The 15,182-nt window shown below is 60.1% G+C and carries 14 protein-coding genes and 1 pseudogene; 10 read left to right on the top strand and 5 right to left on the bottom strand.

Going from position 1 to position 15,182, the window contains the following annotated elements; translation table 11 throughout:
• Nucleotides 1-123: 123 nt before the first annotated feature.
• On the bottom strand, nt 124-1,902 hold the full coding sequence (locus tag ACZCED_RS07805; RefSeq protein WP_464860553.1) for an AMP-dependent synthetase/ligase: 1,779 nt from the start codon (nt 1,900-1,902) through the stop codon (nt 124-126).
• 429 nt (nt 1,903-2,331) lie between these two features.
• Between ACZCED_RS07805 and ACZCED_RS07800 the strand changes: the two genes are divergently transcribed.
• The 4 genes and pseudogenes from ACZCED_RS07800 to ACZCED_RS07785 all read left to right on the top strand — a co-directional run.
• The gene (locus tag ACZCED_RS07800; RefSeq protein WP_462968150.1) at nt 2,332-2,739 is read left to right on the top strand and encodes an HIT family protein; all 408 of its coding nucleotides are present in this window, start codon (nt 2,332-2,334) and stop codon (nt 2,737-2,739) included.
• 160 nt (nt 2,740-2,899) lie between these two features.
• Entirely contained in the window at nt 2,900-3,562 is a 663-nt protein-coding gene (trhA, locus tag ACZCED_RS07795) for a PAQR family membrane homeostasis protein TrhA (protein ID WP_462968149.1), read from the top strand.
• 94 nt (nt 3,563-3,656) lie between these two features.
• Nucleotides 3,657-3,782 (top strand): hypothetical protein, encoded by a 126-nt coding sequence (locus ACZCED_RS07790; protein ID WP_462968148.1) that lies wholly within the window; start codon nt 3,657-3,659, stop codon nt 3,780-3,782.
• Between the two features lie 12 nt (nt 3,783-3,794).
• A pseudogene (locus ACZCED_RS07785) lies at nt 3,795-4,196 on the top strand (AhpC/TSA family protein); the annotation flags it as partial.
• A 52-nt stretch (nt 4,197-4,248) separates the two neighbouring features.
• Here ACZCED_RS07785 and ACZCED_RS07780 read toward each other — a convergent pair.
• On the bottom strand, nt 4,249-4,827 hold the full coding sequence (locus ACZCED_RS07780; RefSeq protein ID WP_462968147.1) for a histidine phosphatase family protein: 579 nt from the start codon (nt 4,825-4,827) through the stop codon (nt 4,249-4,251).
• 477 nt (nt 4,828-5,304) lie between these two features.
• On the opposite strand from ACZCED_RS07780, the gene ACZCED_RS07775 reads away from it, so the two are divergent.
• The 6 genes from ACZCED_RS07775 to solA all read left to right on the top strand — a co-directional run bounded on the left by ACZCED_RS07775 (nt 5,305) and on the right by solA (nt 12,208).
• Nucleotides 5,305-5,754 carry a universal stress protein gene (locus ACZCED_RS07775; RefSeq protein WP_462968146.1) on the top strand — a complete coding sequence of 150 codons (450 nt, stop codon included), beginning with the start codon at nt 5,305-5,307 and terminating at the stop codon, nt 5,752-5,754.
• A gap of 331 nt (nt 5,755-6,085) precedes the next feature.
• A complete protein-coding gene (locus ACZCED_RS07770; protein WP_464860552.1) occupies nt 6,086-7,426 on the top strand; it encodes an acyl-CoA dehydrogenase family protein in 1,341 nt (446 codons plus the stop codon).
• A gap of 327 nt (nt 7,427-7,753) precedes the next feature.
• Entirely contained in the window at nt 7,754-8,275 is a 522-nt protein-coding gene (gene sodC / locus ACZCED_RS07765; RefSeq protein WP_462968144.1) for a superoxide dismutase [Cu-Zn] SodC, read from the top strand.
• Nucleotides 8,276-8,432: 157 nt separating this feature from the next.
• Nucleotides 8,433-9,209: a hypothetical protein gene (locus ACZCED_RS07760; RefSeq protein ID WP_464860551.1), complete on the top strand. Its 777-nt coding sequence runs from the start codon at nt 8,433-8,435 to the stop codon at nt 9,207-9,209.
• A gap of 750 nt (nt 9,210-9,959) precedes the next feature.
• A complete protein-coding gene (locus ACZCED_RS07755; protein WP_462968142.1) occupies nt 9,960-10,985 on the top strand; it encodes a dihydroorotate dehydrogenase-like protein in 1,026 nt (341 codons plus the stop codon).
• 59 nt (nt 10,986-11,044) lie between these two features.
• Nucleotides 11,045-12,208, top strand: a complete 1,164-nt coding sequence (gene solA, locus ACZCED_RS07750) for an N-methyl-L-tryptophan oxidase (protein WP_462968141.1) — start codon at nt 11,045-11,047, stop codon at nt 12,206-12,208.
• Nucleotides 12,209-12,272: 64 nt separating this feature from the next.
• Here the strand turns inward: solA and ACZCED_RS07745 are convergent, their stop codons facing one another.
• The 3 genes from ACZCED_RS07745 to ACZCED_RS07735 are packed head-to-tail and all read right to left on the bottom strand — an operon-like array spanning nt 12,273 to nt 15,110.
• Nucleotides 12,273-12,794 (bottom strand): response regulator, encoded by a 522-nt coding sequence (locus ACZCED_RS07745; RefSeq protein WP_462968140.1) that lies wholly within the window; start codon nt 12,792-12,794, stop codon nt 12,273-12,275.
• A gap of 51 nt (nt 12,795-12,845) precedes the next feature.
• Nucleotides 12,846-13,418, bottom strand: coding sequence for a nitroreductase family protein (locus ACZCED_RS07740; RefSeq protein ID WP_464860550.1), 573 nt, complete (start codon nt 13,416-13,418; stop codon nt 12,846-12,848).
• Nucleotides 13,419-13,442: 24 nt separating this feature from the next.
• The gene (locus ACZCED_RS07735; RefSeq protein WP_462968138.1) at nt 13,443-15,110 is read right to left on the bottom strand and encodes a class I adenylate-forming enzyme family protein; all 1,668 of its coding nucleotides are present in this window, start codon (nt 15,108-15,110) and stop codon (nt 13,443-13,445) included.
• Between the last annotated feature and the right edge of the window lie 72 nt (nt 15,111-15,182).

Raw genomic sequence — 15,182 nt, 5'->3', positions numbered from 1 at the left:
CCGGATCGGGATGCCCGCATGCAGTCTCCAACGATCCGGCCAACGGCCTGCCGACACCCGCCGATCGGCCGGGTTTCACCCACGCAAGGGGGTTGGATCGGTTTGACGGCAGGACGACGCCGGCTAATCCGGATACATGGCTTCGATCTCGCGGGCGTAATTGGCCTTGATGATCCGGCGTTTCAGCTTCATGGTCGGTGTCAGTTCGCCCTTCTCGAGCGACAGCTCTTCCGGCAGTATCGTAAACTTTTTAATCGTCCAGGGGCGGGGCAGGGTGGTGTTGACCACCGCCACCTGCCGCTGCAGGTAGCGGTTGAAGGTTTCGCATACGGCTGCGCCGGCAACGTCTTTTGCGCGGCTGCCCGCCTCGTCGGCGGCCGGTTCGAGTTTGGCCGGATCGAGGGTCAGCAGGGCGGTGACATACTTGCGCCGGTCGCCGACCACCACCACCTGGTTGATGACGGGAATCGACTTCAGCTTGCCTTCCAGGACCTGGGGGGGAATGTTTTCCCCGCCTGCGGTGATGATCAACTCCTTCATGCGGTCGGTCACTTTCAGAAAACCGGCCTCGTCGATCTCACCCACATCGCCGGAGTGAAGCCAGCCTTGCTCGTCAATGGTTTCGCTGGTGGACGATTCGTTTTTGTAATACCCCTTGAACACATGACGCCCACGCATGAGAATTTCGTTGTGCTCTCCGAGGGAGAGTTCCGTTCCGGGCATGGCCGGTCCGGCCCAGCCGGTGCGATAGCGATGCGGGTGGGGCATGGAGATCGTGGTCGGTCCCGTGCACTCGCTCATGCCGTATATCTCCGCAATCGGGATCCCCAGGCTCATGAAGAACTCGAGGGTGTCCTCGGCAATCGGCGCGGCCGTGGAAAAGAACAGGCGGCAGCGATCAAACCCCAGCCGATCGCGGACCTTCGAGAAAACCAGTTTGTCTGCCAGCGAATAGAAGAGGGGTAGGGGTTTGCCGACCTGGTGGGCATAGCCGCCGGCGAGACCCTGTTTGCGGGCCCAGGCGGCGATCTTTTTTTTAAGCGGTGGATTCTGGGCGCCGGCCGCGGCTATCTTGGCCTGAATTTTCTCCCAAACCCGCGGTACGCCGAGAAATATGGTCGGCCGAACTTCCTGCAGGTTTTCGCCCAGCAGGTCCAGGCTTTCGGCAAACCAGGAGGTGCACCCGATCGTCAGCGGCACCATCAGGCTGACCATCTGCTCGGCGATATGGCTCAAGGGGAGGTAGCTGATGAGTTGGTCCCGGTGATCGCTCCCGGTGATTTCGACCACTTTGCGGGCCGTCCAGACAATGTTGTCGTGAGTGATCATGACCCCTTTTGGGTTGCCGGTCGTACCGGATGTGTAAATCAGCGTACAGCAGTCTGTGGGGGCCTGGTGCTGCATGCGCGCATCCAGCGCCTCGTCGGTGATCGTGGCGGCCAGTTCGGGCAGGTCCTGCCAGGCGAGCACCCGCTCGTCGGCGTCCGACCCGTTCATCATCACGATAGCCTTCAGGTCGGGCAGACGGTCCCAAAGCATTGCGAACTTGGCCAGCTGGGCCGCATCCTCCACCACCACGATGTTGGCTTCGCTGTGCTCGGCGATATAGAGGCACTGTTCCGGCGTGCTGGTGGTATAGATGCCGCCGGGGATCGCTCCTGAAAAAATGGCGGCCAGATCGCTGATAAACCATTGGGGGCAGTTGTTCCCGAGGATGCTGACCGCTTTGCCGGCCTCGAGGCCCAGGGCCATAAAAGCCTTGGCCGCGGTGCGGACCTGAACATGGTAGTCCCGCCAGGTCATCGCTTCCCAACGACCGCCGCGCTTGTGCTTCAAGGCAATTCTGTCTCCATAGGCCGCCACCGTTTCACCAAAGACGTCCATCACCGTTGTTTTCATCATGCCCTCCCGCTGGTTAGGATTCCGGTCGATCGAATATTGGATGCAGTGCGCTATGTATGATCCGTGGGGCTAGTGGATATCCCCGGGAAATGGCTTGGTCGAGGCTGTTCGCGCGATGGTCGCCGGGGGGTGGTTTAAACCGTCCGGGCCATCCGCTTATGGCGTCATGTTGCCGGGGGCCGTATGGGGCTTCGTGTCAGGAAAAAGCGCGTCGGGAACGGCTTGGTGGCCCGGGGGCAACGCTATGGTATCGATTGATTGGCTCATTCCAATTTTTAGGGTAAGATGGCGGTACCTGTCAATGGTTTATCATTTCCTGCCGGCGGGCAACGGTGGGCAAGCTGCCGGCCAACCTCAGGCGGCGCAGCGACGCCCATGTTTGCGGATCGCCGGCAGAGAATAAATGCAGGAGAAGGGAGGCGGTAAACGATGGAACGTCCGTATGATGGCCACACAAACTGCCTCTTCTGCCGGTGGATCAGGGCGGGAAAGGCGGTGGAGACGCTCGACACGGTTGCCGCCTTTGACGACGGTTTCCCGGTGACAGCCGGCCACCTGTTGATCGTTCCCCTGCGCCATACGGCCGACTGGCTTTTCATGACCCGCCGGGAAATCAGCGACAGCGAAACACTGATCCGCGCCCTCGTTGAAAAGATCCGGCTCCGGGACCCGTCCGTCACCGGCTTCAACATCGGAACGAACATCGGCGCATCGGCCGGACAGACCGTGTTTCATGCCCATATCCATCTGATCCCACGGCGCGACGGCGACACGGCAAGCCCTGAAGGCGGCGTTCGCGGAGTTGTCGACGGCAAGCGCGGTTATCATCCATCTTGACCGCTTCCTGACATCCCCATTCCATGTAAAAGAAATGTCAGCGCCGGGCCGGCTGGATAATTGGTTTGACTTTACGCCGGATTTTACTCACCCTCACAAGTATCCGACCGTTCAGGCAAGTCGGCCTGCGGGAACCCCCACAAGGAGCGCTGACCGGCTGATGAACCGCTCTATCACCTACGATCACCACCGCCGCGCCGAAGAGACGGCCAACAGCATCACCCATGGTGTCGGCATCATCCTGGCTGTCGCGGGCCTGGGGGTGTTGACCGCCTCCGCCGGCGTTTACGGAAATTTACGGCACCTGGTCGGCGTCAGTGTCTTCGGGTCCATGCTGATTCTGATGTATACGGCGTCGACCCTTTACCACAGCGCACGAACCCCCCGCGCCAAGGCCGTTTTGCAGACCGTTGACCATTGTGCCATATTTTTGCTGATTGCAGGGACCTATACCCCGTTCACCCTGGTGACTCTTTACGGCCCCTGGGGCTGGTCCCTGTTCGGCGTGGTATGGGGGCTGGCGCTTTTCGGAATCGTTGTTGAACTGACCCCACTGCACCGGTATCGTGCGCTGTCGCTTGGATTGTACCTGGGCATGGGCTGGGCCGTGGTCGCCGCCGTCAAACCCCTGCTGGCCGGCATTGCCCCCGGCGGCCTGCTGTTGCTGCTTGCCGGCGGCCTGTCGTATACCGTCGGCATCGGCTTTTACCTGTTGCGCAACCTTCCCTATCATCATGCCATCTGGCATCTTTTTGTGCTGGCCGGCAGCATTTTTCACTTTTTTGCCGTCCTTTTCCACGTCGTTCCTGCCGGCGGTCGATAACGGTCCAACGGAACGCCAACCGGCCGGCGTCGACAGTGAACCAACAACCGGTGCGCCGCGCCGGGATTCGGTTACCGCTACGGAGAGAACCGCCATGTCCAAAGAGGTAAAGACAGTCCGTGACCAGGAGGTGGTGCTGTGGGACAATACGGTCACGCGCCTCAGTCACTTCTGGCAAAGCGGCCCGCTGGTGCTGGTTTTCCTGCGCCATTACGGGTGACCCTTCTGCCGGGATCAGGTGGCGCAGTTGCGTCAGAAAGAAGATGGCTTTAAGCAGATCGGCGCCCGGGTGGTACTCGTCGGACTGGGAACAGCGGAGGAAACCGCGGCCTTCAAAGCACGATTTCAGGTCCCCTTTGCCATGATTGCCGATCCGCAGAAGCGGCTCTTCAGGGCGTTTCATCTCAAGCAGGCATCCCTGGGGGGCCTGCTGTCCGTAAGGATGGCCGCAAAGGGGTTGTCGGCCATGGCCAGGGGCCACGGTTTAGGCATTCCCAAAGGCGATGTCCGTCAGCTGCCCGGGGTTTTCATCATTGACGACAGCGGTCGAATCCGTTTCAGCCACGATGCCAATGATCCCGCCGACCATCCCGAGCCGGACGCGCTCCTGGCCTTTCTCCGGGATGAGAGCTGAGCGAGCCGGTGGTGCGGCGGGCTGCGGCCATTGATGCAAATGGCATCAACGCTCAGAAATCAAAGCCCAGCCGCCCCAATCCTTCAACGCCACCTTCACCGTCCAGGCGTGCCACCACTCCCTCGCCGGAAGACACGCCCTCGCCGGTGATGGCCGAAATGGTCACGAAATGAGTGACCAGGACGATCAGCGGGCCGTCTGCAGGTTGTTCGGCCAGGAACGCGCGCAGGGCGGCAAGGTTGGGCTCGCGGTCCTGCGGCCGTTCGTAAAAGGAATTCAGGGCCGGCAGCTCGGCAACCGGACCGAGACCAATCAGGGCGGCCGTCTCGAGGCATCGGCACCACTGGCTGGCGTAGATCCGGGCCGAGGCAACGCCCCGTTGGCGCAGCCATTGGCCGATGCGCCGGGCCTGGATGCGCCCCCGGTCGTCAAGGTTGCGCTGGGTCGAGCAGTCGCCGATCCGAAAGTGATCGGGATCCCCGCTTCCCGGGGCGTTGGCATGGCGGATCATCAGCACGTGGCCGCCGGTCTTGATCGCTTCGACCAGACGGTCCGGCTCGGCTGTAGCGGCGCCGACGGCCACAATCAAAAGCCCCAGGCCAGCGATGATAACTATCTGTTTGAGTCTCATGTCTCACCTTCCTGAACGTGTCGTGTTCAATCATGCAATCGTTGGCGTTCACCGCTTCCGGTTCACCCATCAAGCGAACCGTGCCCGTTGCATGGGACGCCATGATCATCGCCCATAATCTAATCCATCCTGATGCCGGGTCAAACCGCGGTTCCAGTCAGATGGCTCAGGTTACATGACAATCGACTGTCGAGGCTGTCCGTTTCCACGCCCAGCCACCCATGAGCCGCTTGACGACGCCTTGCTCCCGGCCTTATATTCACATTATAAGGCACGGTTGCGGTTCATCCACCCGTTATGACGATCCCGCCCAACCTGCAGATGCTGACGCTTCAGCAAGCCCGCATTCGAGCACTATCGAGTAGGGGTATTCACACCGGCTGATTTGCTGATCCACGGTCGTTCCCACACCCGGTGGGGATGATGGACAATACACAGGAGAGGATCAACCGATCCGGAAAACAAAGGAGGTCAACCATGGACGTGAGGAAAATACTGTGGCCGACGGACTTTTCGGCAATATCCGAAAGCGCCCTGCCGCACGTTAAATCGCTCACCGAGAAATACGGCGCGGAAATCCACGTTCTTTACGTGATCGAGGATATCGCCCACCATGACGGCTGGTACGGCGCGTTCGAAGAAAAGCGGGTCGCAGAACTCATGGCGCATGCCAACAAAACGGCAACCGCGCGGCTGGGTCAGATCTGCGAAAAGTACCTTGACGGTTGTCCGCTTTACATCAAGCATGTGGCGGTCGGTGATGCCGCCAGGGAGATCCTCACGCTCATCGAAAAAGAGAAGGTGGATCTGGTGGTCATGGCCAGCCACGGCGAGAAGGGTAACTTCCGTTTCGGCAGCGTGGCCGAAAAGGTGCTCAAACACTCGCCTGTACCGGTGACCGTCATCCCCGTTGCGCCGAACCAGTGATGCCCCCGGTCTGAACGCCCGCCGGGTCAATCCCTCACGGACAACCATACCGGACCCGCTCGCTTGACTCGTCGACACGCCGCCACGAGGTCCGGCTGGCCATTTCCGTGTCCCCGCAAACGATTTTTCCACGGGCAGCGTATCCGCCGCCGGTCAAAGGCAAGGTCGATGGCTTTCACCACTTGCATCCCCCAATCAGGCATGCGAGGATTGGCCACGGCCATGTTCCCGCGAACAGACGTTTTCGTGGTGCATTAACCGGCCGCCAGCGCACCGATTGGCAGGTCGCCGGGTCAACCGAATCGATCGATCCATGGAAAAAGGGGGATCCATGCTGGATTTTACGCTCACGCCCGAGCAGCTGGCGCTGCAGCAGAAAGCCCGTGACTTTGCGCTCAAGGAAGTGCTGCCGGTGGCCTGGTACTATGACGAAAAGGACGACATCCCGCTGCCGGTGTTGCGCAAAGCCTTTGATGCCGGGATCATGAACCTGGACATCCCCAAGGCGTACGGGGGGCAGGGATTGGGGCTGGTCGAAGCCGCGATCCTGACGGAAGAACTGGCGGCCGCCTGCCCCGGCCTGGCCACTTCGATTTTCGACAACTCCCTGGGCATGGAGCCGGTGCTGCTGTCCGAAAACGAGGAGATCCGCAAACGCTATCTCCCGCGTATCCTCAACGATTTCAAGTTGATATGTTTTGCCACCTCCGAGCCCTTGATGGGGTCGGATGTGGCCGGCATCCGCTGCCGGGCCAAAGCCGACGGCGAGGATTACATCCTGGACGGGACCAAATACTGGATCACCAACGGCGGCCTGGCCGATTACATCTCGGTCTTCGCCACGGTGGATCCCAAGCAGGGCCACAAAGGGATCTGCGCCTTTCTGGTGGAAAAGGGCTGGCCCGGTGTCCGGGTCGGTCGCCCCATCCCCAAAATGGGCCAGCGCTGCTCGAACACCGTGGGGCTCAAATTCGACAATGTCCGCGTACCCAAAGCCAACGTGCTGGCGCCGCCGGGCAACGGTTTCGTCCTGGCCATGAAGACCTTCGGGCGCACGCGGCCCATCATCGGCTCCTTCGGTGTGGGCGCGGCCCGGTCGGCCATGGAGTACGCCATGGACTATGCCAGGAAGCGGCAGGCATTCGGCATGCCCATTGCCGGATTCCAGGCGATTCAGTTCAAAATCGCCGAGATGTACCAGAAGGTGGAGACCGCCCGCCTGCTGACCTTGAAGGCGGCCTGGGAGGCCGACCAGGGTATGGACCCCACCTTGAATGCATCCGTGGCCAAACTCTACGCCACCGAGGTCGCCCTGGAGGTCGCCAATGAAGCCCTGCAGATCATTGGCGGCTATGGCTATACCAAGATGTATCCCGTCGAAAAGCTGCTGCGCGATGTGCGCCTCCTGCGCATCTACGAAGGCACCAGCGAGGTCCAGCGCATGATCGTCGCCGGTGCCGTGATGAGCCAGTACCAGCCCGCCATGCCGGCCCTGGAAGACCTCCCCTTGCATCGGGACGCCGATCCCCTCGGGGCCGACGCGAACGAGACGGCCTGGCGCTGCCGCATCTGCGGCTATGTCCATTACGGTGACGAGGCGCCCGATGAATGCCCGTATTGCTTTTTCCCCCAGTCGGCGTTCAAGAAAGCGGGGGAGGGCGCAGCGGACTGAGGATAGCCCTGCGTGTGCCCGCTGTTCTTTCAGCGGTGCCGGCCGCGCCTGCGGTTGAGGGAACGTGATGATGACAAACGATTTCCAGCCAGCTCGCTAATTCCACCCACCGCACGCGACGGAAAATCGATTCGCTATCGCGGTGCAAAGGGTCGCCTTCTGTATCCCTCTCCGAAGCATGTAAGCGGTTCTTTTCATTTGTGGAGAATGTATTACCTTCCTATAGAATCACTACCCTTGAGATCGATGGGATGACCGCCCGGTTGGTTTGACGGCTTATTTGATCGTATTTCAAGGCTTCCACTGACTGAAAGGAGAAACACAGCCATGAAACGGTTTATTGTCCTGCTTGCAGGTGTATGGTTTATCTCGAGTCCGGCCTGGGCCGGTGGGGCGACGGTCAGCATGTTCATCGCAACGGACAGCGGACCCGGTAACGCCGTCGGCACCATAACGGTAACCGACACGCCTTACGGGGCGATGTTTACGCCGGATGTAAACGGCTTGTCGCCGGGATTGCACGGCTTTCACGTGCACGAGAATGCAGACTGCGGTCCCGGGCAAAAAGACGGAAAAGTGGTGCCGGGTCTGGCCGCCGGCGGGCATTATGACCCGGCCGGGACCGGCCGGCATGAAGGCCCTTACGGCAACGGCCACCTGGGCGACCTGCCCCCGCTCTACGTCGACGAAAACGGCGGATCGAACCTGCCGGTCCTGGCGCCGCGGCTGAAAGTGGCCGACCTCAAGGGACGCAGCCTGATGATTCATGCCGGCGGGGATAACTTTTCGGACCACCCCGCAGCGCTCGGCGGCGGCGGACCCCGGAAAGCCTGCGGGATCGTCCAATAGCCGTTAAGGGACAAGCGCCCCGCCTTGATTTTCTCATGCGAAACCTGACTGCTCGAGCCAGGATGCGTCGCCCCATGCAGGTCCGTTTTCCCTGACCGGCGGCGGGCCGGGTGGGCGGTTCAAAAACCGATCACCCTTTTCGTTTCAGGAGACGCCAATGATGGCAACGGTGACCGATGCGGCGATCGTTCAGGTCGTTGAGGGGTTTTTTCAGCGTCCTGAAATACACGGCAACCTGGATTATCTCAGTCGCCGTCTGCCCGGGTCGGCTGAAATAGCCGTTGCCGGTGGTGCCCTTCGCAACCTGATCATCGACGCGATTCACGGCCGCGCACCCCCCACCCGTGACATCGATCTGTTTGTCGGCGGACTGGATGACGGTTTCCGCCTGTCCGACGCCCTCGACGGTCAGGCGGTTGAACCGACAGCGCTGAAGGGACTGCGCTGGTATCCGGTTGCCTCGGGCCTGGCGTTCGACCTGTGCCTGCTTCCCGATTTCGTGGTGATCGATACCTACCACCTCGAACCGACCATGGACAACCTGCTGGGTGGAATCGATTTTACGGTCAATGCCGTTTTATACGATTTCAAGACAAAAAGGCTGGTTGAAAAGGGGTGCACGGCGGCTGTCAGGGACCGTGTGATCGATTTCAACAGCGGTCTCATTCCGGACAAGCTGCTGATCGCCTATCGTATCCTGCTGATCAGCCACAAGACCGGGTTCGATCTCTCCGAGCGCGTGTTTCAATTCATCAAATCGCCCCTGGAACTGGCTGCAGCGGCCCATCTGAAAAAACTGTTCAGGGCCAAAGTAGGAAAGCGTACGGCAACTGCCATCATGGGCGACTACAATGAGCTGTGCAAATACTCGTCTCATGAGGCCTATCTCGCCGGTCGGGCCGGAAGAGCGTTGCGCCCGGCCGAACAGCCGTGAGCCGCCCCGGCTGTTGATGCAAGGCGGGTTTTTCGGCGTTACCGGTCACCCCCGGCCAGTCCATCACCCCCCTGTCCCGCTGCCTGCCATGGACCGGCCGGTGTCCCTGTCCTCACGTATGCGCGATGTTTGGGTAGCGTTGACCTGTCACCATGCGACCAATCGACTCCCATTGCCTATTTTTGCAGGACCTTTAAGATGAAGGGCAACTTTCCAATGGCAACACCAACCAAACGCTCAGGCTGAGAGGTGATACCATGACCGGATTTGAACGGACGATGGCATTGATACGATACTATCTGAACAACTGCCGCTTTGACCGCACCGGTAAATCCTTTTGCAAGCCCCGCCATAAAACCGATCAGCGATAGGGTTTCAATACCAGCGGTCGAAACTATAGACACAACCAGCGGGGCGACAAAACATGTGCAGAGCCTCGAACGAGGCCCTGCACGTGGCGGCTGGTGAGCCACCTCTTCCGCCAGCAGACCCTTTCCAATTGACCATAAACAAGCGTACCGATTCACGCCATGCGGATGTGCCTGTGCGGCGGGCGGTCGTGCATGCTGTGACGAGCCGGCTGTCCGGAAGGTGACGGTGGATTTTTTTTCTCAAATTGGTTAATATGGCCGATTGATAGAAAAACCCGATTGGTTCGGGATATCATCGATTTCTCCCAATCACGCCGCAGCCGTCAGCAGGCAGGATGTCTCATGGCTGTTCAATCCGACCTTTCGTTGAGGAGGCACAATGGATCTATCGACGCAATACATGGGGCTCGAGTTACGCAATCCGATCATCATGGGCAGTTCAGGGTTGACCGGTTCGGTGGAAAAGATCAAGAACGCCGAAAAAAGCGGTGCCGCTGCGGTGGTGCTCAAATCCATCTTCGAAGAGGAGGTGGCCCTTGAATATGCGGATTTCATGAAAACGGCCGAAAAATTTGCCCCTGACAGTCAGTATTTCGATTACGACGGACGCAAGGTCCCCATCGAGTACTACAACTATGTCGTCCGGGAAGAAAACCTGAAAAAATACGTCACCCTGATCGAAGAGAGCAAGAAGGCGGTGTCCATACCGGTCATTGCCAGCATCAACTGCTTTCTGCAGTCGGTCGAGTGGATGGCCTATGCCAAACAATTGGAAGCGGCCGGTGCCGATGCCTTGGAACTGAACATGTTTTTTCCCCCGACGGATTTCAAGCAGAAGCGGGCCGACCGGGAGGGCATCTATTTCAAGGTCACCGAGCAGGTGACCCAACACCTGTCGATTCCCACGGCCTTGAAAATCAGCCACTATTTTACCGATCTGGGGCCGATGATCCAGCGGTTGTCCCGGACCGGTATCGGCGGACTGGTATTGTTCAACCGCTATTTCAGCCCGGACATCGACATCGATCGATTCGAGACCACCAATGCCTTCGTGTTCAGCGCCCCGTCGGATCTGGCCATGTCCCTGCGCTGGATTGCCATCATGGCCGAAAAGGTCGACTGCGACCTGGCCGCCTCCACCGGTATCCACGATGGGGATGCGGTGATCAAGCAACTGCTGGCCGGTGCGGATGCGGTTCAGGTGGCCTCGTGCCTGTATCAACACGGCGTCGCCTATCTGGGAGAGATGCTCGAGCGCCTGGAGAGCTGGATGTCGCGCAAAGGATTCAGGCAGATCAGCAGTTTCAAGGGCAAAATGAGTCAGGCCAAGAGCGCGGATCCGTCGATCTACGAGCGGGTGCAGTTCATGAAGTACTACGGCGGCAAAAAGAACGTGGTCGCCTGACCCTGAAGGCGGCAGGTTCCCGGGGCGATGATCGATCCCCCCGATAGAAAGCAGGCGGGATGCATCACTATGACGTCATCGTTGTCGGCCTGGGTACCGCCGGATCGGCAACCTGCATGACCCTGGCGCAGCGGGGTGTGTCGGTTCTGGGGATCGATGCGTTCCATCCGCCGCACCCCCTGGGCAGTCATCATGGCGAAACCCGCAGCATCAGGCGGGCTTACCTGGAGGGCACCGCCTACCTGCCCATGGCGCTCCGGGCCTGGGACCTGTGGCGCAGGCTGGAAAAAGACGCCGGAGAGAGGCTGTTGGTCACCACCGGCAACCTGACCATCGGTCCGCCGGATGGGCCGGCCATCTCCGGATTTCTGGCCAGCGCCCGGGCCGGCGGCATACCCCATGATTGGTTGACCGCCGCCGACATCCGAAAGCGGTGGCCGCCGTTGGCACCGCCCGGCCACTTTGCCGCCGGCCTGGAAATAGAGGCGGGGATCGTTTTCCCGGAAACGTGCATCCGGGTATTCCTCACCATGGCTGAAACCGCCGGGGCAACGCTCCAGTTCGATGAACGGGTGACCGGGTGGGCAGCCGTGCCGGGGGGCATCGAGGTTCGCACCGCTTCGGGCAGGTATACCGCCGGACGGGTCCTGATCGCCGCCGGCGCGCGTGCAGGGAGGTTGCTGGGTCCTGCCGGTGCCCTGCTGACACCCAAACGGATTCCGGTCCACTGGATCACCCCGCCGGATGCGACCGCTTATCAGCTGGGGCGGTTCCCGGTCAATTTCTGGCAGGTCCCCATGGCCGGGAACACCGGCAACCCTGCCGCATACCGCGAGTTTTACGCCCTGCCGGCCGTCAAACCCGGCGGGCGGGTCAAGGCCGCCTTCCACAACCGGCTTGCCGACGTCGACCCGGAACTCCCGCCCCTGCCGGTATCCACCGCGGAGGAGACGGCGATGCGGGCCGTTCTGGAGCGGTTTCTGCCGCCGCTGTCCGACAGGCCGATCCATTCCGACACCTGCATGTACACCCTGACCCCCGATGACCATTTTTTACTGGGGCCGCTGCCCCAAAACGGGAATGTATTCGCCGTGGCGCTGGCCGGACACGGGTTCAAGTTCGCACCGGTGCTGGGTGAAATACTGGCCGATCTGCTCGAAGGCCTGATCCCCGCGATCGACGTGGACTTTTTCTCGCCGGTGCGTTTCGTCCGGCGGGAGTGATGCCGGCCGTGAATCCATGGCGGATGTCAAGACCTGTGTCGAAGTCAGGGTCAAAAACGGGCGGTTATTTTTTTAGGATGACCGGTTTCGGCTGGTATTCTCCCGATCTCACCTGATCCCAGAAGGTCTTTTCATCTTCCATCCACTGGGATCCGAATCGCTTGTTGAACAAGCCGCCCAGCCGCTGAAACATCTTCTTCAGGTTCGAACGATGCCCGAGGGTGATCACATCTTCCAGGAATGCGGGAATGTCAGTCATTCGCTCCTTGGGAATGTAGGCCCGTGCACCCAGGGTGATGGACCGCTTCAAATCGTTGGCCGACAAGGCGTGGGCCGTGAGCATCACCGTAGGAAATCCCAAATGCACCGCTGCGTTGAGCAGATCGTAGCCCCGGACGCCCATGATGTCCAGGATGACCGCATCATAGGTCCAGGAGCGCAGCAGGTGGTAGCCGCTTTCATAATCCGAGGCCTGGTCCAGAACCAGCCCGGGATACCCGTCGAGCAGGTCTTCCAGGGTTTCCAGAACATCGGCCTCATCATCTACGGCCAGTATGCGTTTACCGTCAAGTATGCTTTCCGACATGGCAACACTCCAGCGATTGCCGTGGTGGGGCGAAAGCCGCCACGGGTTTTCTCAGTCGATGTAAATGGTTTTCTCCGAAACATCTTTGCGGGGGACCGGTTTCTGAGGTTCCCCGGACTTCCCGATGCATACCAGCGCCACTGGCGTTTTCTCCTCTGATATGTCGAGGATGCGCCGCAACTGGCTTTTGTCGAACAGGGTGAAGAACAGGCTGCCCAGATCAAGGGCGTGGGCGGCCAGCAGCATGTTCTGGATGGCGGCGGCGCAGGCCAGCTGATAACCCACCGGTCCATCTTCCTGGAACATGTCCATGCCGCTTTTCCTGGGGTCGCCCACCACCGCAACCAGAACGGGCGCCTGCAGGAGAAAATCCATCTTGTAGGCCTTCAGCCACTTCCAGCCGCTTTGTTCAATGGCCCAGGTCCGGCAGCGGTCGGCTTCGTCGAGTATCGCCTGCTTCTTCTCAGGTGATCTGATGACGATGAACTGCCAGGGCTGGGCATTCAGCGGCGAAGGCGCCCTGACTCCTGCGGCCAGGATCTGCTCGATGGTTTCCCTGGCCACGGCATCGGGGAGGAATTGTCGGCAGCTGGTACGGGTCTGGATGGCTGAAAAAAGATCCATGTCACTGTCCTTTCTGACAGGCTGTCAAGATGATGCGGATTTGTCTTTGGATATCCGCCGGATTTCGTCATCACGCACCTCACGGCGAAGCAGTTTGCCGACTTTGGATTTGGGCAGCATATCCCTGAACTCGATGTAGGAGGGAACCTTGTAGGGGGCCAGGTGGTCCCGGCACCAGTGCATCAGTTCGGTACCGCCCACACCGCGGGCATCTTCCTTGAGCACGACGATGGCCTTGATGCGTTCGCCCACCTTGGGGTCGGGAATGCCCACCACGCAGGCGCCGATCACCGTGGGATGATTCTGCAGGACCGCCTCCACTTCGGAGGCCGATACGCGAAAGGCCTTGTGTTTGATGATGTCCGCGGAGCGTTCCATATAGATCAGCTCCCCGGTAGGCAGGGCGCTGACGAAATCGCCCATGCGGCACCAGGTCGTCCCGTCGATTTCGACATAGGCCTTCCGGGTCTCTTCGGGCTTGTTGTAATAGGACTTCAAGGTGTAGGCAGAGGTGACCAGCAGCTCGCCGCTGGTGCCTTCCGGCACCGGCTCCAGGGTAGCGGGATCGACGATCAGGCAGCGCCGGCTTTTCAGTGGGAACCCGATCGCCTGGGGGCTGGGCTCCACACCGATATGACTATAGGCCACGTGGCCCACTTCGGTGGAGCCATAGACCTGGTAAATGGGGATGCCGCAACGCTTGTGCCAGCGTTCCTTGACCTCTTCGGGCAGCACATCGCCGCCGCAGTAGCAATAGGTCAGCGAGCTGAGATCGTAGCGGTCCTGGCGGTCGTTCTCCAGAATCATTCGGTACAGGGCCGGCACCCCCAGCAGCCAACGGACCTTGAAGCGCCCGATGGCCTCAAGGATGGCATCCACCTGAGGGGACGGCATCAGCACGGTGGTGTTGCCCTTGTTCAGCCCGACGGCCATGAACAGGCCCAGGGCCATGATGTGAAAGAGGGGATTGATGGCGATGTAGGTGTCTTGGCCCTCTTTGAGATGATCCCCGGCAACGTCTTCGGTGACGTCATTGACATAGGAGGTCATGCCCATGTGGTTGCCCGGAACCCCCTTGGGAAATCCGGTGGTTCCCCCGGTATACAGGATGTAGGAGAGATCGTTGCGGGGATCGATTTCCACGGTTTCCGACAGGGGCGCGTGCCTGACCAAACGGGAAAAGCGATGCGCCCGCGGGTCGGCGTCCACCTTGCCCGTGGGGATCTTGTCGAACAGGTGCCCCAACACCCGCTTCCAGGCCGGCAGCATGTCCGTCAGGTTGGTGACGATGACCCGTTTGAGATCGGTTTCGGCAAAGGCCTCTTTGACATAGCAGAAATTGGTGTCCGTGCAGACCACGGATTCCACCCCGGCATCCTTGATCATGTAAATGATTTCATGGGACGTGTAGATGGGGGCGACCGGTACGGCCACCGCACCGAGTTTCTGGATGCCCAGAAAGGCGACGACCCATTGGGCGCAGTTGGGGATATAAATCATCACCCGGTGACCTTTGGCCACGCCCAGTGCCGAAAGCCCGCCGGCGAAGCGTTCGCTCAGATCCCTCAGTCGGCGGTAGGAGAAGTGTTCGCCCAGATAGACTAAGGCCGACCGGTCCGGGTATTTCTCACTCATCCGGTCGAATCGGCTGAAGGTCAGTTCTTTTTCCAGAGTGTCGGCGCTGGTCTGCATGTACTTATTCTCGCTCGCTGTTTTGAGGGTTACCAATCCTTGACTGCCAAATGATGCCGGAAAATCGGAACC

This window comes from Desulfosarcina sp. (genome assembly GCF_055467485.1).
This window is presented reverse-complemented; position numbering and strand designations above follow the sequence as displayed.